Here is a 22,500-nt window from a genome sequence, read left to right on the forward strand (position 1 = left end):
GGCTCACGCCGGCGCTGTTAGCCTTCCGGGGACCGATCATCGGACATGCGTACGAAGAGGGAGTTCCGCTGTGCCCCGTGTCGCCCTCGTCACCTGCCGGCCCGGACCCGAGGTCGCCGTCGACCAGGACCTGCCGGGGCTGGTGGCGGCGCTGACGGAGGCCGGGGCGGACGCGCGGGCCGTCGTCTGGGACGACCCCGGGGCCGACTGGGCCTCGTTCGATCTCGCCGTCATCCGGTCCACCTGGGACTACAGCTGGCGCGCGGCCGAGTTCCTGGCCTGGGCCGGGGAGGCCTCGGCCGTCACCCGGCTGGCCAATCCGGCCGAGGTGATCCGCTGGAACAGCGACAAGCGCTACCTCGGCGCGCTCGCGGCCGCCGGGGTCGCGACCGTCCCGACCCGCTACCTCGCGCCCGGCGAGCCGGCCGGCCTCCCCGACGACCACGAGTACGTCGTGAAGCCGACCTCCGGCGGCGGCGCCCGCTTCGCCGCCCGCTACACCCCCGACGAGCACGACACCGCCGTACGGCACCTCGCGCGCCTGCACGCCGAGGGCTTCACCGCGATGGTGCAGCCCTATGTGCGGGGCATCGACGCGGCGGGCGAGCGCGCCCTGCAGTTCTTCGGCGGACGCCTGCTGCACGCCAGCCGCAAGGGGGCCGTCCTCGCGCCCGGCACGCCGTACGACGAGCGCAAGGTGGCCCACCCGGGTCTGGTGGCCTGGCAGCCCACGGACGCCGAACTGGCCGTCGCCGAGCAGGCGTTGGCGGCCGTCCCGGAGGCCCCCGAGCTGCTGTACGCGCGTGTGGACCTCGTGGACGGCGACGACGGCCGGCCCCAGGTCATGGAACTGGAACTGGTCGAACCGAACCTGTTTCTGTCCCTGCACCCCGGCTCGGTGGCGGCGGTCGTGACGGCGATCCTCGCGGCGGCCGGCGCGGACACGCCCGCTCGTGATCAATACACCTAGAACTTCCCGTACTGCCCGTAGACCCCGTACTGCCGCTCGTGCTGTTCCTGCTGTTCGTAGAGGTCGTACTGTTCCCGTTCGTGCGGGCCGGGCCCCGGGCCGCCGCTGTCCCGGACGGTCGTCCGCTGGAGCAGACCCCAGGTGAACTCGGCGATCACCTCCCGGGGGGTGCCCAGGGCGTCCGGTGCGGTGAAGGTCAGCCCCCAGCGGGTGGGGGCGGTCCCCTCCAGCGGGCGGGCCGGGGCGAAGGCGCGGGCGACCTCGTCGACCGTGCAGGACCAGGGGGCCAGGTCCTCGAGGACGCGCAGCGCCGGGGCCGGCCGCTGCGGGGCGCGGACCAGCCAGTCGTTCCAGACGGAGTTGTCCGGCGCGAGCAGCACCTCGAAGCGCAGGTCGGGCCAGAGCGGGATCGGCCACTGCCAGGACTCGCAGTCGAGGTCGCCGACGCGGCGGGCGGTCCTCGACTCCGGTTCACCGAGGACCGAGCGGTAACGGGAGAGGGCGCCCCGCGCGTGCGGGGAGTGGACCATGGCCTGCCAGCGCTTGTTGGCCTCCCTCATCTGCGCGAGGGACACCCCCAGGCCATGGCGGGCGTCGTCCACCAGATCCGGGTTGTGGTCGGCCATGCGGCGCAGCAGGACGAGTTGGAAGTCGGCGACACGGAAGGTGCCGGCGAGACGTTTCGGGGTCGGCATGCCACCATCCTGGCCCACCGGAGCGTTTCAGGACCATTGCCCAGCGCAGCGCCATATGACAGCGTGTGTTCGTCATGCCGATCGCCTGTTGAAATTTCGAACGCAGGCCAGGGACGAAACAGGGAGGGGGCCGGTCGTGGGACGCCTCGTACCAGCCGTGACCCGAGCTCTCGACATTCTCGAGCTCTTCCTCGACGGGGACGGCACGCTCTCCGCCCCCGACATCGTGCGCAGGCTCCAGCTCCCGCGCACCACGGTGCACGAACTGGTGACCACGCTCGCCGCGCGCTCCTACATCGTTCCCGTGCCCGGACAGCCCGGACGGTACCGCCTCGGGGTCCGCCCTTACCAGCTCGGCAGCCGGTACGCCGAGCATCTGGACCTCGCCGCCGAGGGCCAGCAGGTCGCCCGCAGTGTCGCCGAGACGTGTGACGAGACGGTCCACGTGGCGATCCTGGAGGGCACGGACGTCATCTACATCGCCAAGGTCGACTCCACGCACGCCGTGCGCATGGTCTCGGCCGCCGGCCGCCGGCTGCCCGCCCACTGCACCTCCGTCGGCAAGATGCTGCTGGCCTCCCTGCCCGAGAGCGAGCTCTCCGCCCGGGTCCCCGACGACGCCCACCTGGTGCGGATGACCCCGAACAGCATCACCGAGCCCGCCGCCCTGCGCGCCGCGCTCGCGGAGATCCGGGAGCGGGGCGTCGCGGTGGAGAGCCGTGAGTCGAACCCCGACGTGAGCTGTGTGGCCGCGCCCGTCCGCGACCGTACCGGCCAGGTCGTGGCGGCCCTGTCGATCTCCGTCCCCATGATCCGGTGGAGCGACGAGCGCCGCATCGAGCTGGAGCAGCTCGCCGCCAAGGGCGCCGCGGAACTCTCCGAACTCCTCGGCTACCGGAGCGTGGCATGAGCACCTCCTACGACGTCGCGGTACGGGCCGAGGCCACCCTCGGCGAGGGCCCCACCTGGGACCCGGCCACCGGCCGTCTGCTCTGGCTCGACATCCTCGGCTCCCGGCTGCACACCTACGACCCCTCGACCGGCCGCCGCACGGTCCGGGTCACCGACCAGCACGTGGGCGCGGCCAAGCCCCGCGAGGGCGGCGGCCTGGTCCTCAACCTCCGTGACGGCGTGGCCCTGCTGGACGACGACGGCGCCTTCCGCTGGCTGCACCACGAGCCGGTCCCCGGCCGCCGCGCCAACGACGCCGCAGTCGCCCCCGACGGCTCCCTGTGGGCCGGCACCATGCGCTACGACGAGGCGCCCGGCGGCGGCACCCTGTCCCGCCACACCGGCGACGGCACCGCCGAGGTCCTCCTCGACGACGTGGCGGTGAGCAACGGCACGGGCTGGAGCCCGGACCACTCGCTGATGTACTACGTCGACTCCCCGACCCGCCGGGTCGACGTCTTCTCCTTCGCCGACGGCCGGATCGCCGACCGCCGCCCCTTCGTCGTCATCGAGGACGGCGCCGGCTTCCCCGACGGCCTGACCGTCGACGCGGACGGCTGCGTCTGGGTCGCCCTCTGGGACGGCGGGGCGGTACGCCGCTACACCCCCGCGGGCGACCTCGACCGCGTCATCACCCTCCCCACCCCCCGGGTGACGGCCTGCGCCTTCGGCGGCTCCGACCTCGGCGACCTCTACGTCACGACGGCGAGGGTGGGCCTGACCTCCCCGCACCCGGTGGCGGGCTCCCTGCTGGTGGTGCCGGGGGCGGGCAGGGGACTGCCCCAGCCGGCCTTCCGCGGCTGAGCACGGGGGCGCGCCGCAGGCGGCCAGGTTCTGTCCGGCGGATCACTGCCGAAGCCAGAGGCGGATCGCTGCTGCGGTGACGGTGCCGTGGAAGACGTAGGCCCGCTTTCCACGGCCCGTGGCGTTCCGGCAGGTCACGCCACCTCTCGCCGCCCAGGCGGCGTGCGGACGGGCCGGCAGATGCCGCCTGGAGGTCACTGGCGCCTGGGAATCAGGAGGGTGTCATGCCAGGTGGTTGTATGCCAGGGAGGGGTTGTGGGGGTAGTGGCGGATCCGCGACGTGAACGGTGCCGATGTGTTGCCGGTGCCGCGGTAGAGGTACGTCAGGTTCCGGCTCTTGTCGTATGCGAGCAGGTCGGGGCGGCCGTCGTGGTTGGCGTCGCCGATGCCCACGAGGTCGCTGTAGAGGTTCCAGCCGCTGCCGATCCTGACACGTGAGGCGAAGGTGCCGTTGCCGTTTCCGCGGGAGAGCCACAGCACGCCCCTGCTGTCGCGGGCGAGGAGGTCGCTCGCGGTGGTGCCGCCGACGTTCCCCACAGCAATGATCTTGTTGTAGGTGCCCCAGCCGCCGCCGACCTTCACCCGGGTCGCGAACGGAGCGGCGTGGTTGCCGGTGCCTTTGAAGAGCCAGAGCACCCCGGCAGCGTCGGTGGCGAGCAGGTCGGCCCGGCCGTCCCCGCTGTAGTCGCTGCCACCGGTGATCTTGTTGTAGATCTGCCAGCCGCCGCCGATCCTGATGCGGTTGGCGAAGCCCCCGGCGCCGTTGCCCGGGTACAGCCACAGCGCACCGCTGCCGTCACGGGCGATCACGTCGGCGTGCTGGGAGCCGCCCACGTTGCCGACGGCCTCGATCCGGTTGTAGATGCCCCAGCCCGAGCCGATGAGTCTGGTCTCGTGATCGCGCAACTGCCCGGGGTTGTGGGGGTCGTAGTAGGTGTCACTGCTCCACAGGCGTCCGGCGGTGTCCCGTGCGAGCACGTTCGGGGCGCCGTTGTCGTCGAAGTCATGCGGTGTGGCGGTGCGCACGACCGTGAACGTGCCAGAAGCGGTGAGGTCGGGGCCGATGCCGTTGAGGGGCTTGGCGATGAGTGTCCAGGTGTAATCGCCGTTGTACGCGTTGCCCTGCTCCGGCCACTGCAGTTCGCCGTCCCAGTCGAAGGTGACGGATGTAGTCGGTGGATTCGGGAAGTACGCGGTCACGGTCCTGCCTGTGCGGACGTGCCGCAGTGTGACCGTCATGTCGACGTTGTCGCGGGACAGCTTCCATGCCATCGTCCTCTTGCCGCCGCCCGGGTCGAGGTTGAGGACAGCGGGGACGCCGGCGCCGGTCAGCGTGACCCGGGTGGGCTCGCCGGTACCGGCGACCAGGGTCGCGGCCGGGAGAGCGCCCTGGCCGGACGTGATGCGGTACACGCCTTCGTTGTCGGCGACCGTGCCGCCGCGCGCGAACAGCGTGCCGTCGGGGGCGGTGGCGGCGGAGGTGAGGTGGTCGAGGAGCTTGCGGGTGGCGCCGCTCGTCAGGTCGTAGGCGGTCAGCGCGTCTGAGGAGTACGTCCCGTCCGCGTCCAGTGCGCTGCGGTTGCCGTACGTCACCCAGGCGCCCTGCAGGCCGATTTCCAGCCCTCTCTGCGCTGCCCTGCCCACCGGAATGGTCTGCCGCGTATCCGTGGAGCGGTCGGTGACGACCACCGTCGCGTCATACGTCGCGTCCGGCGCGGCGCTGTACTCGACCCACGCCACGTGCGTGGTCGAGACCGCGATGTCCGTGCCCGCCGCAGCGGCCGGAAGCTCGTAGGTCTCGGTCACGGTACCGGCCGCAAGGTCGAGGAGGCCGAGGTGGCGCCGGGTGTCTGTACCGGTCCCGGTGGCGTAGGTCACCTGGGCATGGGTGGCGGTGGCGGGCACGACCCTCACCTCTGTGGCCGTGTCCGGCAGGCCGGTCACCGTGCGCAGCGCCGCGTCCTTGGTGTGCATGCGGAGCGTCTTGCCGCCCGCGGCGTTGTCCAGCGTGGTGAAGAGGCAGACGCCGGCAGCGCCCGCGAAGGTGGCCCCGGTGGCGGAGGGGCCGGGGTAATAGGAGTAGACGACCGATCCGGTCGCCATGTCCGTGATCGTGCCGGTGGTGTTGGTGGGGGCGGCGTACGTGGCGACGAGGTCGCCGGACCCGGTGCCCAGGACCGTGTAACTCGACGGCCATTTCGTGGGGGAGCCGCCCGGGGCGGGAAGCCAGGTCCGTCCGGTGGCCGGGTTGTAGGTCAGGTAGCCCGAGGCGGTTGCCCCGGTGATGACGTCCCCCTTCGGGAAGGCGGTGACGGATTGGTCCGCGGCACCCGTGGCGGCGATGACGTCGGCGGGCGCGGCCGTCGCCGAGGAGGGCAGGGCGCCACCGGCGGCAGTGAGAGCGAGGACGACGGTGATGGCCGCGGCGAGGCGTCGCCGGGCGGTGCGCAGGGGGAGCAAGGAGTGGATTCCTTTGTTCAGGCCAAGAGGTCGCAAGCCATATCTTCGTAGCGATCAGCCTGCGGAAGTCGCGCGGGTGCAGCCCACTGAACGGGGCTGTCCCATGCGGTTCCGACGCCGTGATCACACCAGCCACGTGAAGAGATCGTTCCACACCTGTGGACCTCGAAAAGCCGCGACTCAGCCGCAGCGGCTTTCCCGTTGTTCCACGGAACCCACCTGTCCCATGCGCTGGATCTCGCGCTCTGCCGCTTCAAGGTGCCCGAGGTCGAGGGCCATCGCGGCACGCCCGGCGACGTAGAAGAGGTCCTGCCGGGTCCGGCAGTCCAACCCCGGTTGGCGGCACAAGGCCAGGAACCGCACTTCGAGACTGAGTTCGATGCGGCCCATCTCGTCCCGAACGCCGACTGGGAGTGCGACGTGCCGGAGATCCTTGGCGTAGTCACGCGTCTGCCGGTCGGCCTCGTCAGGCCGGGCTTCCACGGGACGATAGGGGTGATCGGCCCACTCCGTGTCAGCCCACCAGACGAGTTCGTCCAGGTGCTCCGAGGCGACCATCAGATCCGGGGGCGAGTCGGACAGGGCCGCGTCAGCGCCGGAAACCAGCTGAGCGAGACGGCGTCGCGCGTCATCGTCCCCCGCCACGCACATCGCGACGAAGCCCGACAACACGTCGAGCCGGCGTGACACCTCCGCCCGCTGCCAGATCTCGTACAGTCCCGCCATCCACCGTTCCCTCACCGCCGACCACGTCTCCGCGCCCCGAACCCTATGTCGCGCCACCGCCACCGGGTCCAACGGTTTTCTCGGGCTCAGCGAACGAACCTCATGCCGGCTCCGTGCGGCGCACGGTCTCCTCTCACAGCTCGCCTGTCCGCGAGCGCGTGCTTCTTGATCATTGCGGGACAGCCCTCAGTCCAGTCCCGCCCGCTTGCGTTCGTCACCCGTCAACGGCGGCCCGCTCAACGCCGGTTTGAGCGGGCCCACCGCGGCGGCCAGCAGCAGCCCGGGCGACAGCAGGACCTCGGGGCCCCGCTCCAGCGACGTCACGTCCGTCACCCGGCGGGCGACACGGCCGTTGCCGGTGGCGGTGTACAGCAGGCGTTCGACGTACGCGGCCAGCAGACGGTCGCGCAGGCCGGGGCCGTGCTCCGTGGCACCCGGATAGAACACGTCCATCCCGAGGGCCAGGTCCCACGCGGTGGACGCCGGGCGCGACACCGCCTTCTGGACGCGGCGGGCCAGGCCCGGTGAGCCCGTTCCGTGGCGTCCCGCCATCCTCTTCAGCGCCAGCGCCTGCTGAGCGGCGACCGACATGCCGTGACCGTAGACCGGGTTGAGGGCGCACAAGGCGTCACCGAGGACGACGAAGTTCTCGGGCCAGGTCCGCATCCGCTCGTAGAAGAGACGCCGGTTGGCGGTCGTCCGGGTGAACGCCACCTCGCCCAGCGGCTCGGCCCGTTCGACGAGGTCGGCGATGATCGGGTCCCGCAGCTCCGCGCGGGCGTAGCGGACGAAGTCGGAGGCGTCCGCGGTCGGTTCGCCGCCGCGGGACCCGAACAGCGTGACCAGCCACTGCCCGTCCTCGATCGGCAGCAGCACTCCGCCCCGGCCCGGTTCCCCGGTCCGGGGGGCGGGCTGCACGTTGACGACGGGAAAGGCGTCGCGGGCCGCCTCGGGCGCCCGGAACAGCCGGCTCGCGTACGCGACACCGGAGTCGACCACCCTGCGCTCCGGTTCGGGCAGCCCCAGTCCGGTGAGCCAGCGCGGGGCCCGTGAGGCACGTCCGGTGGCGTCCACGACCAGCCCGGCCGGGACCACCTCCTCGGGGTCCGCGGCGCCGCCCCGGGCACCGGCCGGACGCAGCCGTACGCCGGTCACGGCCGCCGCCGTGCCGGTCAGGCCCACCGCCTCGGTCCCTTCCCGCACCTCGATCCGCCCGTCCGCCAGCACGGCCGCCCGGACGGTCGCGTCCAGCAGGTCCCGGCCGGCGAGCAGCATGTGGTGCGACTCGGCCCACCGCCGGTACCAGCCGTGCGGGGACAGCGCGACCATGTCCGTCGTGACCGGCAGCCGCCGCGCCCCGGCCGCGCGGAGCCGGTCCCCGATGCCCGGCACCAGCTCCTCCAGCGCCCGTGCGCCACCCGACCAGAGCTGGTGCGCGTGCCGGGCCTGGGGCAGGCCCCGGCGCGGCGCGGGCCCGGCCGGCAGCGTGTCGCGTTCGACGAGGGTCACCCGGCCGGTGACGTCCGCGAGGGCGCGGGCGGCCAGCAGGCCGGTGAGGGAGCCGCCGAGGACGACGGCGGGGGGGCGGTCAGTCGTGGATCTCATGGACGGGAAACGCCGCTCTCTGCTGCGGGAGCCCGGTGGCCGGGCTCCGTCGGGTCGGTCACGCGGGCGCGGACCGCCGCCAGGTCGCCGGATGCGCGCAGGGCCCGTGACACGGCCCCGATCTCCTGGAGCAGGTCCGTCGTGTCGGGGTTCTCGGCGCCCGTGCCGTCCGTCTCCCGGACCTTGCGGGCCGCCGCGTCCTGGATGCTCAGGGCGGCGGCCAGCGCCCTCGACCGCTCCGGGGGGAAACCGAGGGCGAGTGCGGCGGCGTATGCGTGCCGTACCTGCGCCTCGTCGATGTGCCGGGCCAGTCCGAGGAGCACGTCCCTGATGAACGTCTCACGGCGGATCAGCTGCAGTTCGGGGGTGGCGTACAGCCGGAAGGAGACCCCTGAGCCGTTGACGCTCCGCATCAGCACGTACAGGGGCCGCAGTTCACGGCGGGCCGTGCGGATCCGCCAGCGGTCGTGCAGGTACTGGCCGGCGTGCGGCAGGATGAAGCCGGCCGCGACGAGGATGGCGGACAGACAGGCCGCGAGCGGCGCCACGTTCGTGCTCAGCCGGTCCAGGTCGTGCCCCGTCCAACGCGCCCCCACCGCGGTGAGCTTGAGCGCGTCGAAGATCAGGTTCAGGCCGTAGCCGACCACCAGGCAGACCAGCCCCGAACGGAGCCACACGTCGAGCCCGTCGGTGCGGACCCAGTTCCAGATGAGCCGGGAGGTGATGAGGACGGCCACGCAGTGCGCGAGGAGGTAGAGCAGGATCAGCTCACGCATGTAGGGCGTGTTGGCGTAGTACGTGTCCAGGTCCCGCAGCCGCTCGACGGAGGCGTCCGCGAGGAAGAACAGCACCCACAGGGCGACGATCACCCCGGCGTAGGTGCACAGCACCCAGAGCATGGCGCGGCGGGTCGCCGGCGACCGCTCGGACAGACCGTTGCGCCAGGCGATGATCAGCAGCAGGCAGGAGCCGGCGAAGGCGGTGAGGAGCGAGTAGCACCAGGGTGCCGAGATGTTCGGCACTCCCGTGACCCGGTTGGTCCAGGCGATGGTCGAGGGCGCCACGAACACGAAGACCGTGCAGGCGAGCAGCAGGAGACCGCCGACCGCGCGCAGGAGGGGGTCCCGCCACAGCCGGATGATGGTCGGCAGCTTGATGGCGAGGGCGGCGCACAGGACCGCGGTCGGGATCCAGAAGGAGATGTAGAGGTGGTCCAGCAGTCCGGAGGAGCCGGCGGCCAGCAGTTCCGTCGGGGCGGGCGCGCGGGTCACCGGGCCGCGCCCCCGCGTCCGCGGTAGCCCAGCGTCCGTTGCACCGGCGAGCTCTCCCCGCCGGCCGCGCCCTCGGCGAGATAGCGCCGGAAGCGGGCCGCGAGCCGGTGCCCGAAGTCGTCGGCCTCGGCCTCCTCGGTCTCGCGGGACCCGTTGCGGGCGGCCACCGTCAGCGCCATGGACTCCCAGCCGCGCCGGCCGGCGAGCACCCCCGCCGCGTCCCGGCCGACCCCGTGGTGGTGCCGGTGCCCGGCGTGCAGGTGCCACAGCTCATGCCCGAGGATGACCAGCTGCTGCACGGCCTCGGCCCGCTCCTCCACGATGACCAGGTCGAAGTCGCGGAACTCCACCCACAGCCCGGTCACCCCGATCTCGTCGGGGAACCGCTCGAACCGCAGCTCCACGGGGCGTCCGCCGCGCCGCGCCGCCATCGCCTCGCACAGGGCCCGGGACACCTCCCGCACCCCGGCCGGCCGCCGGGGCCTGGCCCGCAGCGCGGCGGAGAGCGCGACCGTCAGTTCGCGCATGGCGGGTCCGGTCCTCGGGCGCCGCAGCGCGGAGGCGATCCGGGACGCCGTCCCGCGCGCGCCCGCGATGTCCATCAGGTCCCGCCCCCTTCTCACCGCCGTACGGCAGCCCGCCCGGCGCCCTACGGCCGCGGCGTCGAGCCTACGCGGCTGGTTGTGTCCGCGTCACGAAAAGCCGCGACGAGCGGGACGAGAAGCCGCCGACCGGGACAGAAAGCGCGATCAGGCTCCGGGGGGAACCCATTGACGCGCACGCGCAACGATTTTACGGTCGCGTTCGAAGTCACGTGCGTGATCCGAAATGCCGAACGGTGCCGAGGTGATGCACCGGCCGGCCACCGCCCACCGCCGGACAGGAACCGAACCGAAAGGCAGCCATGCGCACCGCCCGCTTCACCCTCGACCCCGCCTTCACCGTCGGCGACGTCAACCCCCGTCTGTTCGGCTCCTTCGTCGAACACCTGGGCCGCTGCGTCTACACCGGCATCTTCGAACCGGACCACCCCACGGCGGACGAGGACGGCCTCCGCCGGGACGTCCTGGACCTGGTGCGCGAGCTCGGCGTCACAGCCGTCCGCTACCCCGGCGGCAACTTCGTCTCCGGCTACAAGTGGGAGGACTCGGTCGGCCCGAAGGAGGACCGTCCGCGCCGTCTCGACCTCGCCTGGCGCTCCACGGAGACCAACCGCTTCGGCCTCTCCGAGTACATCGCCTTCCTCCGCAGGATCGGCCCGCAGGCCGAACCGATGATGGCCGTCAACCTCGGCACCCGCGGCGTGGCCGAGGCCCTGGAACTCCAGGAGTACGCCAACCACCCCTCCGGCACCGCCCTGTCCGACCTGCGGGTCGCGCACGGCGACAAGGACCCCTTCGGCATCAGGCTGTGGTGCCTGGGCAACGAGATGGACGGGCCCTGGCAGACCGGCCACAAGACGGCCCAGGAGTACGGCCGGCTGGCCGCGGAGACCGCCCGCGCGATGCGCCAGATGGACCCGGGCGTCGAGCTCGTCGCCTGCGGCTCCTCCAGCCAGTCCATGCCCACGTTCGCCGAGTGGGAGGCGACGGTCCTCGCCGAGACGTACGACCTCGTCGACCACATCTCCCTGCACGCCTACTACCAGCCCGAGGACGGCGACCTGGACTCGTTCCTGGCCTCCGCCGTCGACATGGAGTCCTTCATCGAGAACGTGGTCGCCACCGCCGACCACGTGGGCGCGCGGCTCAAGTCGAAGAAGAAGATCAACCTCTCCTTCGACGAGTGGAACGTCTGGTACATCTCGAGGTGGCACGAGATCGAGAACTCCGGCGCGCGCGACTGGGCGGAGGCCCCCCGCCTGCTGGAGGACAACTACAGCGTCCTGGACGCCGTCGTCTTCGGCTCGCTCCTGATCGCGCTGCTGCGGCACGCGGACCGCGTCACGGTCGCCTGTCTGGCCCAGCTCGTCAACGTGATCGCCCCGATCATGACCGAGCCCGGCGGCCCGGCCTGGCGGCAGACGACGTTCTACCCGTTCGCCCAGGCCGCCCGCCACGGCCGGGGCCGGGTGCTCGACGTACGGGTGGACTCGCCGACGTACGAGACGACGAAGTACGGCGAGACCGACCTGCTGCACGCGACGGCGGTCCGGGCCGAGGACGGCACGGTCACCGTCTTCGCCGTCAACCGCAGCCGCACCGAGCCGCTGCCCCTCGACGTCGTCCTGAACGGCCTCGACCTCACCTCGGTCGTCGAGCACACCGTCCTGGCCGACGCCGATCCGGACGCCCGCAACACCCTCGCCGAGCCCGAGCGGGTCCTCCCGCACCGGGCCGAGGGCACGGCGCTGACGGACGGCACGCTCACCGCCGTGCTCGAACCGCTGTCCTGGAACGTGATCCGGCTGGCCTGAGCCCGCCCGCGGGACGCGCCGCGCGTCACAATGTGCGCATGAGGATCTCGGCACGGGCGGACTACGCGGTGCGGGCGGTACTGGAGCTCGCCGTACGGCAGGGCGGCGACCCGGTGAAGGCGGAGACGGTCGCCGCCGCACAGGACATTCCGCACAAGTTCCTGGAAGGAATCCTCGGCGACCTCCGCCGGGCCGGTGTGGTCGACAGCCGGCGCGGCGGAGGGGGCGGCTACCGGCTGGCCCGCGATCCCGCGTCGATCACCGTCGCCGACGTGATCAGGGCGGTGGACGGCCCGATCGTCTCCGTGCGGGGCGAACGCCCCACGGGTCTGTCCTACACGGGTTCCGCCCAGCCCCTGCTCCCGCTGTGGATCGCCCTGCGGGCGAACGTGCGCCGGATCCTGGAGGGCGTCACCGTCGCGGACATCGCGGCGGACGCCCTGCCGGACCCGGTGAAGGAACTCGCCGCGGAACCGGCGGCCTGGGAGAACCCCTAGACCGCGTGGGTCAGGCGGAGTTGACGCCGTCCGGGTCGAAGGACAGCCGGCCCGTGTGGATGATGTCGCCGCCGGTGTACGAGTCGCCGGTGAGCGTCACGTCGTGGTGGCGAGTGGGGGCACGTCCCGGGCGGGGTGCGGTCAGCGGCGGGAGGCCGGGCGCTTCGGCGGCGCTATCCGGACGCGCTGCTCGGCGGGCGCGCTCTCGATGTCGTCGAGCTGCGCGACGATCGTGGCGCGCAGGTCGTCGTAGTCCTCGAAGCGGTGGTCGTTGAAGAGCGTGTAGCCGGTCCACATCAGGTTGGCGCACACCCGCGCCGGCACCCGGCCGGTCTGCGCGCCCAGCCCGACCAGCGCCACCGACCCGATGCTGCCGGGCGCCCCCGCGTTCACCCGGTGGATCGCCTGGAACGCGGCCGCGCAGGCCAGGGCCACGTTCAGTGTCGCGCTCACGTTCTGCGAGGACTGCTCCATCGTGGGCGTCGAGATCAGGAACCTCGGGTTCGCCGCCCCGGACGGCACGCACACCGCGCTGCCCACCGGCAGCCGCCCGCCGAACTCGTCGCGGATCGCCCGCTGCACCCGCAGCTGGATGCCCGCGCCGAGGTGCCGCTTGACCACGGCGTCCACCCCGCCGTTCATCAGTCCGCGGGCGTTGGTGGGGCTGACCCAGGCGTCGGCCCGCACGTCGACGATCGAGCCCTTGCGGATCTCGACCTCCGGGGTGTCGGCGAACGCGGCCCGCCAGGCCTCGACCACCCGGGTGTTGACGTCGGTCAGAACCACCTCGAGCGGCGGCTGCACACGGTTCTCGGTCATCTTCCACACTCCCGTCGGGGACCCGGTCCTTCCAGCGATCACGACGCTACAAGGACCCACTGACAACGCCCCGCGGCCGAAAGGGCGTTGTCAGACCCCGCTGTTAGCGTCCCCGCCATGATCGAAGCCAACGCCTCCGCGCAGCCCGACCCGAACGACCCGCTGGCCCTCGCCGAACTGTTCCAGGGCGGCGGTGAGCCGTGGCTCGACCTGCTCAAGCCGGTCATCGAGGCGCAGCCGGGCGCCGCCTCGTTCATCGGCCCGGGCCGCGGCCCGGACGTGGTCCCGGTCCGTGAACTGACCTTCCAGGCGCTCAAGCCGAACCCGCCGCACAAGTGGAAGGTCGTCGTCTTCGGGCAGAACCCGTACCCGCGGCCGGAGAGCGCCACCGGCATCGCGATGTTCGACAACACCTTCCACGACTGGAAGGACAGCCAGTTCGGCCGGGTCGTCAGCATCCGCTGCCTCATCAAGGCGGCGGCCATGTGGAAGTACGGCATCCCGAAGAAGACCCCGATAGCCGACGTCCGCGCGCTGCTGAAGAAGCAGGACACCGTCCAGCCGCCGGAGTGGTTCCAGGCGATGCTCACCCAGGGTGTCCTCCTGCTGAACGCGGCCCTCACCGCGACCAGCGACGGACCGCGCGGGGCCGATCCGCACACCGCGTTCTGGCGTCCGGTCGCCGAGCGGATCGTCGAGGAGATCCTCAAGGCCAAGCAGGACGCCGAGGACGACGAGGACCGCGGTGTCGTCTTCGCCTGGTGGGGAGCGCACGCGCGCAGCCTGAAGTCGGTGGTCCAGCGGCTGCAGAAGAAGTACCCGGACGTCGAGGTCCGGCACCTCGACCACTGCAATCCCGCCGCCCAGGGTGACATCTTCTGCGACGGCGACCACTTCACCCTGGTCAACGACGCCCTCGCGGCGGTCGGCGCCGAACCGGTCGACTGGCTGCCGAGCGGCGGCTGGGACCGGCAGGCGGGGGAGGGCGGCGGGGCCGACGACGGTGTGGCCGCCCGCATGGGCGCGTTCATCACGTCGACCATGGAACTCCACCAGCTCTATCTGGAGCGGCTCTCCAGCGTCAAGGACGAGGGTCTCGTCCTCCCCGAGATCACGGGTGTGTTCGACACCCCGCTGCTGGACTTCCGGGACGCCGTCGGCCCGGTCGCCGGCCTGCTGCGCGGCCTCGACCGGCATGTCGAGCGCTCGCACGAGTTCGGCAAGCGGCTCGCGGACCGGCAGACCGGGAGCCTGTCGGCCGACGCGGTCGCCGCGCTCTACCTCTACACCTGCGAGTCGGCGTTCTACCGGGAGATCAACGCCGTCCTGCGCCACCCCGACCGGTCGAGACTGGCCCCGTACCTGCCGTATCTGCGGCTGCTGTTCTCGGCGGTGTCGGGACTGCCCGTGCGCACCGAGCCGCTGTGGCGCGGTGTGCCGCTGGACCTGCGCGCGCAGTACCCGGTCGGACGGACCGTCACCTGGTGGGGCGTCTCGTCCTGCACCTCCGAACTCGGCGTGGCCCGCGCCTTCCTGGGCGGCCGCGGCAAGCGGACCCTGTTCGAGGTCCGGCCCGCGCGGGCCGTCGGCATCCGGCAGTTCTCCGCGTTCACCGGCGAGGAGGAGTTCATCCTGCTGCCCGGCACCCAGCTGAAGGTGACCGAGGTGACGGCCGAGCGCGGCGGCCTGTGCACCGTGCGGCTGACCGAGTCGGAGGAGCAGCCCCTGGTCTCCTGAGGCGGTGCGGCCGACGGGGCGGGGTGTGAACGGGCCGGGGTGAATGGCCGGAGTTCATCCTGACCGGTTCCCGACGGCCTCCCTACGATGCGATCGCCGCGGTGCTCCACAGAAACCTCACAGGTTCTCCACACTTCAACGAAGTGCTTCCTCGAAGAGGAGAGACCCCCCATGGCAAGTGGACTGTTCCTGGGTGGCGCCGTCGCCGCCCTCGTCACCGCGGCGATGCCCGCGCCCCACCAGGGCGGGATCGCCAACCCGCCCCCGGACAAGATCGTCATCGATGTCGCCACGGTCAACGGCTCCGGCTGCCGCCCGGGTTCGGCGGCCGTCTCCGTGTCCGAGGACAACACCGCCTTCACCGTGACCTACAGCGAGTACCTCGCCCAGGTCGGCGGCAACTCCGACCCGACCGCGTTCCGCAAGAACTGCCAGCTCAGCCTGATCGTCCACGTCCCCCAGGGCTTCACCTACGCCATCGCCCAGGCGGACTACCGCGGCTTCGCCTCGCTCCAGTCCGGGGCGAACGCCGTGCAGCGGTCGTCGTACTACTTCCAGGGTTCGTCGCAGACGGTGTTCAAGAACCACACCTTCAACGGCGCGCTCAACGACAACTGGCAGGCGACCGACGTCACGGACTGGGCGAACCTCGTCTACGCACCGTGCGGCGTCCAGCGCAACTTCAACATCAACACGGAGCTGCGCGTGAACGCGGGCAGTTCCCCGCGGTCCAAGGTCAGCTTCATGACGATGGACTCGACCGACGGTGACATCAACACCACCTACCACATGGCGTGGAAGGAGTGCCCCGCCAAGTGAGCCGGCTCTGACCCTCGGGTCACCTCCCCGCGTGGGCCACGAACTCGGCCCACGCGGTGGGGGAGAGGGTGAGGTGAGGGCCGCGGGCCTTGTCTTTCGAGTCGCGGACGAGGATCTGGTGGGGGCGGGGGGCGACCTCTACGCAGTCGCCGTCGCCGCTGCTGCTGTAGCTGCTCTTGAACCAGGCCGGTTCGGACGCGTTCATAGATCTCCTCGGATCTGCCGCAACAGGCTCCTGGATTCATCCGGTCGGAGAGCCTGTGAAAGCATCCTGACATAGCGCATGTGGAGGATGCTGACCTCTTTCGGTTCGGAGACCAGCAGGCCACCCCGCTGACCCTCGCAGTACGCGTACCACTTGTGATGCGGCGTCTCCAGTAGCTGGAGCGGGCCGCCGAGCCCGGGGTGCGACTCGCAGACCATCGGCATGATCTGGACGTCGAGGTTCCGCGACTCGCTCATCACCAGCAGGTGATCGACGGCCCCCCGAGCGACCTCCGCACCGCCGGTCCGACGCCGTAGTGCGTGCTCTTCGAGGATGAAACCGAACTTGGTGTTCGGCCGTTCCCGGAGCAGCAGTTGACGTTTGGCCCGTGCCGCCCAGTTGGCTTCGATCTGCTCGTCGGCCAGTGGCGGCAGTTTCTCGGTGAACAGATGCCGCGCGTACGCCTCCGTCTGCAGCAACCCCGGGATCATCCGCGACTCGTACACGTACAGCGTGATCGCCGTCGCCTCCAGGCGAGCCCACCGCTGGAACCAGGTCGCCAGTCCGGCCTGCCGTTCGACGAACCCCGCCGCCCGCCTCAACGCCCCCGTGTTGCCCAGGGCCAGCTCCGCCGCCTCCACGAACTCCTCGTCCGGCATCCGCCTCCCCAGTTCCACCGAGGCCACCGTGTGTTTGGAGAAGCCCACGACGTCGCCGAGTTCCTCCCTGCTCAGCCCGTGGTGCTCCCGCAGGCCCTGGACGACCGCCCCGAACGTCCGCAGACTGTCCGAGGACTCCGGCTCACCGCTCTCGACCGCCATGGTCACCTCCCGCGCCCCATGGTCACGGCGAGTGATCGGTACTGTCCAGTGCGTCACCGCGTACGCTCCCGCAGCGTACGCGCCTGCCACCTGGCGTGCCGGGGGCCGGGCCCGACAGATTGGCCCCATGACAGTCCCTCCCACACCCCAAACTCCGGTCACCGTACGTGTGTTCACCCAGCGCTTCAGTGCGACGGCCCGGGGCGCCCGCCTGGCGAGGCGCCTCGCGCTGCACCAGCTCGACACCTGGGGCATCCCGCACGGAACCGAGGCTTCCGACACGGTCGCGCTGATCGTCGCCGAGCTGGCCGCGAACGCCGTGACCCACGGCCGCGTACCCGGCCGGGACTTCGAGCTGAGCCTGTCCCTGGTGACCGCAAGCGTCCGCGTCGAGGTGAGCGACCCACACGCGGGGGTCCGTCCACCCGGCCCCCGGGCCGTGCGCGCCCCCGGTCCGCTCGATGACGCCGGGCGCGGACTGTACCTCGTGGACGCCCTGGCGGCCCGGTGGGAGGTGGTGGACCGGGAACCGCCGCCGGGGAAGACCGTGCGCGCCGAGGTCGACGTGCTCAACTGGCTCTCCCCGGCCGGGCGCCCGTCCTGCCGCCCTGCGGATCAGTACGCTCCCTCTCCGGGGGGAGAAACGGGGAGAGCATGAATCAGGGCACCGCGGTGGTCGTCGGCGGGGGCATAGGCGGGCTGGCCGCGGCGGTCGGGCTGCGGCGGATCGGCTGGGACGTGACGGTGCTGGAGCGCGCGCCCGCCTTCGCGGACGTGGGCGCGGGGATCTCGATGCACGCCAACGGCGTACGGGCGCTGGAGGCGCTCGGCGTCGGCGAGGCGGTACGAGCCGTCGTACGCCCCCTCTACACCGGCGGCACCCGCAACCGTGACGGCCGCCTGCTGGCCCGGATGGACGGCGCGGCCCTGGAACGCCGGCTCGGCACGCCGGTCGTCGGCGTCCTCCGTGCCGACCTGCACCGCGTCCTGCGCGAGGCGCTGCCGGCCGGGTGTGTGAGGAACGGCGAGGAGGTGACCGGTCTGGGCGAGCTGCCGGACGCCGACCTCGTCGTCGCGGCCGACGGCGTCAACAGCCGCCTGCGCGCCGCACTGTTCCCCGGTCACCCCGGAGCCGTCTACAGCGGTACGACCGTGCTGCGGGCCGTCACCGAGCGGCCGCCCCTCGATCCGCCGGACGATCTGGGGCTGACCTGGGGGCCGGGTGCGGAGTTCGGCCACCTCGTGTTCCGCGACGGGCGGGTGGAGTGGCACGCGGTGCTCGACGTGCCGCCCGGCGTACGCCATGCCGACCCGCTGGCCGAGATGCGCCGGCGCTTCGCCGGCTGGCACGCCCCCGTCCCCGCCCTGCTGGCGGCGACCCGCCCGGAGGACGTCCTGCACCACGACATCCATGAACTGCGCACCCCGCTGCCGGCGTTCACCGTCGGCCGGGTCGCCCTCCTCGGCGACGCCGCCCACGCCATGACGCCGAACCTCGGCCAGGGCGCGAGCCAGGCGCTGGAGGACGCGGTGGTCCTGGCCGCCCGTCTGTCGGACGGACCCACCGTCACCGACGCCCTGCGCCGCTACGACGCCGAACGCCGGCGCCGCACGCGGTCCGTGGCCCGCGCCGCCCGCCAGGCAGGCCGGATGGGGCACGGCCTCACCCACCCCCTGGCCACCGCCCTGCGCGACACGGCCCTGCGGCTGGCCCCCTCCGGACTCACCCTCCGCGCGGCCCTCCGACACGCGGACTGGGCGCCGCCGCGGTTGCGGTGACGCCCAGCCGGAGGACGGAGAAGAGCTCAGGTGTCGACACCCAGGGTCAGGGTGCCCGCGTACCCGGAGGAGGTGGAGCTCCCCAGGGCGGTCAGGGTCAGCAGACCGGAGGCGGCGCCTCCGCCGTCGTAGATGGAATCCTGGGCGAGCGTGGTGCGGGTGACCGTGTTGGTCGTGTACGGGGAGACCCTGGCGACGGCGGTGGTGATGGTCTCGCTGAAGAACAGCTGGCCGGTGTGGAGCTCCCGGCCGCCGGAGAAGTGCCCGTCGGAGGAGACCGTGACACCGGTGGCGACCTTGACGTGGACGTGGATGCAGCGGCCGCGGTACCAGCCGGGGTAGATCGTGGTGATCGAGGCGAGTCCGCTGGAGTTGGTGAGCACACCGCCGCGCAGGAAGGTGCCGTCGTCCGGTTCGCTGTGGCCGTTGTTGCCGACGTAACCGGAGTACTCGCCGAGGGCGTCTGCGTGCCAGATCTCCACCAGGGCGTTGCCGAGCGGGGCGCATCTGCCGGCGTCGACCACGGTGAGGGCCAGCTTCAGCGGGATGCCGGCCTTGCCTTCGGTGACGTCGGAACGGACGTACTGTCCGTCGAGGTAGTAGGGGCCTTCGGTCATCTCCCTGGTGAGGGTGCAGACGGCCGCGGCGGCGACGGGAGCGGTGCGGTCGGCCGTGACGGTGGGGGCTTCGGTCGACGCGGCGGCGCCGACGGCGAGGGTGGCGGCGGTGGCGCCCGTCGCCATCAGCACCGTACGGCGTCCGATGGGGCTGCGAGTTTCCGAGGTGTCTGTCATGAACACGGCACCGTAGGAACGGTTTCTGTTGGGAAGCTGTCAGACCATTAAAGTGAGCGCCCGTCAAGTTACTTGCCGGGCGCGTGTCGACAGCCGGTGGCCCGCGTCTCCGACGGCGCCTACCCGGCCTGCCCCATCCCGGCGGCGTTCGGCCACGACTGGGCGGGCTGGACGTTCGGCCACCCCGTGGCGGGCGCGGGCGCCAGTCCGTTCGTCCCCCGCACCTGCGCGGCGGTGAGTCCCCCGCGCGCGGGGACCCCGGGCGGAGTCGGGGCGGGAGCCGGAGCCGGGGCCGGGGCGGGCACGGGGGCCATCGGCGCCTGCATGGCGGGAGCCATGGCCGGAGCCATCGGCGTCTGCATGGCCGGAGCCATTGCTGGAGCCATCGCGGGTGTCATGGCCGGAGCCATCGCCGGAGTCATCATCGGCGCGGGGGCGGCGGGCGCGGGGACCGGCGCCGGGGCCGGAGCGGCCGCGGGCACAGGCTGGGGGAAGACCTGTGCGGCGGCCGGCAGCGGCATCCCGGCGCCGTTGGACGGGGCGGCCTGCGCCGCCGCGGGCGCCTGCATGGGCAGGCCCGCGGCGGCCGGCGCCGGGACCAGTCCCGGCATGCCCATGGCCTGAGCGGCGAGGCCCTGCATGCCCGCCCCGTTGGTCGCCTCGACCAGCAGCCGGTCCACGGCGGCCGTGCCCGAGCTGTAGCTGATCCCGGGGCTCAGCTCGGGCACGGGAGCTCCCCGCCGGGTTCCGTAGAGCACCTGCTCCAGGCCGGACACCAGGCGACGCACGTCCACCTGGGGGCGCACCACGAGCCGCGCGAAACGGCTGGAGGAGCCGATCTTGTTGCCGCACTCACGGATCAGGATGCGGTGCTCGGTGAGCAGCCGGTCCCGCACGACCGTGCCCTCGGCGCCGACGGGAAGGCGCACGAAGAGGAAGTTGCCCTGGGAGGGGTAGACCGTCAGGCCGGGGAGGGCCGAGAGCTGGCTGGCCATGTCGAGGCGGTCCCGGCGCACCTGTATCAGGCTCTGCATGTACTCGGCGCCGTGCTCCTTGAGCATGAAGACCACGTACTCGGCGAAGGCGTTGAGGTTCCACTTCGGCAGCATCGAGCGGACCTTGCCGGCCAGGGAGGGGTTGGCCACCATGTAGCCGAACCGGATGCCGTGCAGACCGAAGTTCTTGCCGAGGCTGCGCAGGACGATGACGTTCGGCCGGATCATGGCCTCCTGCACGACGCTGGGTTCCTGCTCGGCGTCGGCGAACTCCAGGAACGACTCGTCGATGATGATCAGGTCGAGGTCGGCCATCGCGTCCATGAACTGCACGAGGGCGCGCTTGTGCTGGAAGCCGCCGTCGGGGTTGTTCGGGTTGCAGATGACCGCGACCCGGGTCCCGCGGGTGCGGATGAAGTCGGCGTACTGCGCGAGGTCGAGGGCGAAGCCGCTGGACTCCTGGAGCGGGAACATGTCGACGCGCTTGCCCGTCTCCATCGGCTGGTCGGTCCAGCGGCCGAAGGTGGGCACGGGGACGGCGACGGACTCACGGATCAGCAGATGGTCGATCCAGGTGATCAGTTCGGTGGAGCCGTTGCCCATCGCGACGGCGGACGGGGGCAGTTGGAGGAGGTTGCACAGCTCGGCGGTGATCGTGTCGGCGCTGCTGGGGTAGTAGGTGACGATGTCCCGCAGCTTGGCGGACATGGTGTCCATCATGGCCGGAGTGGGGAAGTAGGGGTTGCAGGGAATACAGAAGTCGACCGGACCCGTCCCGTCGCCGCCTTCTCGTGTCAGCGCCGCCATCGACGGGCTGTGCGCCGCCGTACTGCGGAACAACGAGGTGACGTTGTCGGCCATGGAACCTCCGTAGGGGGCGGGCCCGCTGGGGACGACCGGGCCCGTCGTCTGGGTGGCCCGAGCGGGGGAGCACGGGCCACACGTACATACGGGGATGTGTGTCACCCCGTTCAACCGATGTGAAAAAAATGTGAGTTGCGGAACCGTCACCCCGGGTTTCACATCCGGGTGCGCGGATCAAGGGCCGGGTCTCCGGGGCCCCGGTGCCCGTCGTCACACCCCGAAGGTGTGCACCGTCGTCGAGCGGTACGTCTGCCCGGGCCGCAGCGTCGTCGAGGGGAACGACGGCTGGTTGGGGGAGTCCGGGAAGTGCTGGGTCTCCAGGCAGAGCGCGTCGCCCTGGCGGTAGACCCGGCCGCCCGGGCCGGTCAGGGTGCCGTCGAGGAAGTTGCCGGAGTAGAACTGCAGGCCCGGCTCGGTCGTGGCCACCGTCAGGGTGCGGCCGGAGGACGGGTCGCGCAGGAACGCCACCGGGACCGGCTCCCGCGTGACGCCCTTGTCGAGGACCCAGTTGTGGTCGTAGCCCTGGCCGTGCAGCAGCTGCGGGTCGGCGACCCGCAGGTCGCGGCCGATCTCCTTGGGCGTCCGGAAGTCGAAGGGCGTGCCCGCGACCTCGGCCAGCTCGCCCGTGGGGATCAGCCCAGGGCCGACCGGGGTGTAGCGGGCGGCGGCGATCGCCAGTTCGTGGCCGGTGACCGGGCCGCTGCCCTCGCCGGCCAGGTTCCAGTAGACGTGGTTCGTCAGGTTGACCACCGTCGGGCGGTCGGTGGTGGCCTCGTAGTCGATCCGCCAGCCGCCGTCCGCGGTGAGGGCGTACGTCACCCGGACCGCGAGTGTGCCGGGGTGGCCCATCTCGCCGTCGGGGCTGGTGCGGGACAGCCGCAGGCCGACCTCCCCGCCCTCCTCGAAGGGGTCCACGTCCCAGAGGCGGCGGTCGAAGCCCTCCGCCCCGCCGTGCAGGCTGTTCGGCCCGTCGTTGACGTCCACCTGGTGGGTCACGCCGTCCAGGGGGTAGCGGCCCGCGCCGAGCCGGTTGCCGTAGCGGCCGATCAGCGCGCCGAAGTACGGGGTCTTTTCGACGTACTCCTCGATCGTGGCGAACCCGAGGCTGACGTTCGCGCGGCGGCCCTCGCGGTCGGGGATCTCCAGGGACCGCACGATCCCGCCGTAGGAGAGGACCTCCAGCCGGGTCCCGCCGTTCTCCAGCGCCCAGCTGTGGACCTCCGTGCCGTCGGCCAGCTCGCCGAACAGCGACTTCACCGGCATTGCGCCTCC

The 22,500-nt window shown here is 71.9% G+C and carries 20 protein-coding genes and 2 pseudogenes; 9 read left to right on the top strand and 13 right to left on the bottom strand.

Annotated features, from left to right (window positions below; translation table 11 throughout):
- The first annotated feature begins 70 nt into the window (after positions 1-70).
- Entirely contained in the window at positions 71-970 is a 900-nt protein-coding gene (locus U5640_RS31065; protein WP_340379896.1) for a hypothetical protein, read from the top strand.
- Positions 971-1,089: 119 nt separating this feature from the next.
- Here the strand turns inward: U5640_RS31065 and U5640_RS31070 are convergent.
- A pseudogene (locus U5640_RS31070) lies at positions 1,090-1,665 on the bottom strand (hypothetical protein); the annotation flags it as partial.
- A 136-nt stretch (positions 1,666-1,801) separates the two neighbouring features.
- On the opposite strand from U5640_RS31070, the gene U5640_RS31075 reads away from it, so the two are divergent.
- Positions 1,802-2,575: an IclR family transcriptional regulator gene (locus U5640_RS31075; protein ID WP_067244587.1), complete on the top strand. Its 774-nt coding sequence runs from the start codon at positions 1,802-1,804 to the stop codon at positions 2,573-2,575.
- A complete protein-coding gene (locus tag U5640_RS31080) occupies positions 2,572-3,420 on the top strand; it encodes an SMP-30/gluconolactonase/LRE family protein (RefSeq protein ID WP_340379899.1) in 849 nt (282 codons plus the stop codon). Before U5640_RS31075 ends, U5640_RS31080 begins: the two co-directional genes overlap by 4 nt.
- Positions 3,421-3,642: 222 nt before the next feature.
- Here U5640_RS31080 and U5640_RS31085 read toward each other — a convergent pair whose 3' ends face one another.
- The 6 genes and pseudogenes from U5640_RS31085 to U5640_RS31110 form a co-directional block, all read right to left on the bottom strand.
- Positions 3,643-5,880 (bottom strand): VCBS repeat-containing protein, encoded by a 2,238-nt coding sequence (locus U5640_RS31085; RefSeq protein WP_340385441.1) that lies wholly within the window; start codon positions 5,878-5,880, stop codon positions 3,643-3,645.
- A 36-nt stretch (positions 5,881-5,916) separates the two neighbouring features.
- Positions 5,917-6,016 (bottom strand): annotated as a pseudogene (locus U5640_RS31090) (IS5/IS1182 family transposase); the annotation flags it as partial.
- Positions 6,017-6,060: 44 nt separating this feature from the next.
- Positions 6,061-6,606, bottom strand: coding sequence for a hypothetical protein (locus U5640_RS31095; RefSeq protein ID WP_340379901.1), 546 nt, complete (start codon positions 6,604-6,606; stop codon positions 6,061-6,063).
- A gap of 186 nt (positions 6,607-6,792) precedes the next feature.
- Positions 6,793-8,211 (bottom strand): FAD-dependent monooxygenase, encoded by a 1,419-nt coding sequence (locus U5640_RS31100; RefSeq protein ID WP_340379903.1) that lies wholly within the window; start codon positions 8,209-8,211, stop codon positions 6,793-6,795.
- Positions 8,208-9,455, bottom strand: coding sequence for a DUF6545 domain-containing protein (locus U5640_RS31105; protein ID WP_340385443.1), 1,248 nt, complete (start codon positions 9,453-9,455; stop codon positions 8,208-8,210). The genes U5640_RS31100 and U5640_RS31105 overlap by 4 nt, the downstream gene beginning before the upstream one ends.
- A gap of 23 nt (positions 9,456-9,478) precedes the next feature.
- Positions 9,479-10,084 (bottom strand): toxin-antitoxin system, toxin component family protein, encoded by a 606-nt coding sequence (locus tag U5640_RS31110; RefSeq protein ID WP_340379905.1) that lies wholly within the window; start codon positions 10,082-10,084, stop codon positions 9,479-9,481.
- Between the two features lie 302 nt (positions 10,085-10,386).
- Here U5640_RS31110 and U5640_RS31115 point away from each other — a divergent pair, with 302 nt between their 5' ends.
- Entirely contained in the window at positions 10,387-11,898 is a 1,512-nt protein-coding gene (locus U5640_RS31115; protein ID WP_340379907.1) for an alpha-N-arabinofuranosidase, read from the top strand.
- A 38-nt stretch (positions 11,899-11,936) separates the two neighbouring features.
- Positions 11,937-12,395: an Rrf2 family transcriptional regulator gene (locus tag U5640_RS31120; protein WP_340379909.1), complete on the top strand. Its 459-nt coding sequence runs from the start codon at positions 11,937-11,939 to the stop codon at positions 12,393-12,395.
- 141 nt (positions 12,396-12,536) lie between these two features.
- Here U5640_RS31120 and U5640_RS31125 read toward each other — a convergent pair whose 3' ends face one another.
- Positions 12,537-13,214, bottom strand: a complete 678-nt coding sequence (locus tag U5640_RS31125; RefSeq protein ID WP_340379911.1) for a macro domain-containing protein — start codon at positions 13,212-13,214, stop codon at positions 12,537-12,539.
- Between the two features lie 117 nt (positions 13,215-13,331).
- Here U5640_RS31125 and U5640_RS31130 point away from each other — a divergent pair, with 117 nt between their 5' ends.
- Together U5640_RS31130 and U5640_RS31135 are read left to right on the top strand one after the other, a co-directional pair.
- Positions 13,332-14,951: an ADP-ribosyltransferase domain-containing protein gene (locus tag U5640_RS31130; RefSeq protein WP_340379913.1), complete on the top strand. Its 1,620-nt coding sequence runs from the start codon at positions 13,332-13,334 to the stop codon at positions 14,949-14,951.
- Positions 14,952-15,122: 171 nt separating this feature from the next.
- Positions 15,123-15,770, top strand: a complete 648-nt coding sequence (locus tag U5640_RS31135) for a DUF4360 domain-containing protein (RefSeq protein ID WP_340379915.1) — start codon at positions 15,123-15,125, stop codon at positions 15,768-15,770.
- A 19-nt stretch (positions 15,771-15,789) separates the two neighbouring features.
- Here the strand turns inward: U5640_RS31135 and U5640_RS31140 are convergent, their stop codons facing one another.
- The gene (locus U5640_RS31140; RefSeq protein WP_340379917.1) at positions 15,790-15,975 is read right to left on the bottom strand and encodes a DUF397 domain-containing protein; all 186 of its coding nucleotides are present in this window, start codon (positions 15,973-15,975) and stop codon (positions 15,790-15,792) included.
- A complete protein-coding gene (locus U5640_RS31145; RefSeq protein ID WP_340379920.1) occupies positions 15,972-16,796 on the bottom strand; it encodes a helix-turn-helix transcriptional regulator in 825 nt (274 codons plus the stop codon). The genes U5640_RS31140 and U5640_RS31145 overlap by 4 nt, the downstream gene beginning before the upstream one ends.
- 127 nt (positions 16,797-16,923) lie before the next feature.
- On the opposite strand from U5640_RS31145, the gene U5640_RS31150 reads away from it, so the two are divergent.
- Both U5640_RS31150 and U5640_RS31155 read left to right on the top strand, forming a co-directional pair.
- Positions 16,924-17,454: an ATP-binding protein gene (locus U5640_RS31150; RefSeq protein ID WP_340379923.1), complete on the top strand. Its 531-nt coding sequence runs from the start codon at positions 16,924-16,926 to the stop codon at positions 17,452-17,454.
- Positions 17,451-18,575: an FAD-dependent monooxygenase gene (locus tag U5640_RS31155; RefSeq protein ID WP_340379925.1), complete on the top strand. Its 1,125-nt coding sequence runs from the start codon at positions 17,451-17,453 to the stop codon at positions 18,573-18,575. Before U5640_RS31150 ends, U5640_RS31155 begins: the two co-directional genes overlap by 4 nt.
- Positions 18,576-18,601: 26 nt before the next feature.
- On the opposite strand, the gene U5640_RS31160 is transcribed toward U5640_RS31155, so the two are convergent.
- From U5640_RS31160 to U5640_RS31170, 3 genes are all read right to left on the bottom strand, one after another.
- Positions 18,602-19,369, bottom strand: coding sequence for an intradiol ring-cleavage dioxygenase (locus tag U5640_RS31160; RefSeq protein WP_340379927.1), 768 nt, complete (start codon positions 19,367-19,369; stop codon positions 18,602-18,604).
- A 119-nt stretch (positions 19,370-19,488) separates the two neighbouring features.
- Entirely contained in the window at positions 19,489-21,225 is a 1,737-nt protein-coding gene (locus tag U5640_RS31165) for a histidinol-phosphate transaminase (RefSeq protein ID WP_340379929.1), read from the bottom strand.
- Between the two features lie 213 nt (positions 21,226-21,438).
- Positions 21,439-22,491: an aldose epimerase family protein gene (locus tag U5640_RS31170; RefSeq protein ID WP_340379931.1), complete on the bottom strand. Its 1,053-nt coding sequence runs from the start codon at positions 22,489-22,491 to the stop codon at positions 21,439-21,441.
- Positions 22,492-22,500 lie beyond the last annotated feature (9 nt).

Origin of the sequence: Streptomyces sp. SS7, assembly GCF_037993025.1 — a bacterium.
Taxonomy (GTDB): Bacteria; Actinomycetota; Actinomycetes; order Streptomycetales; family Streptomycetaceae; genus Streptomyces.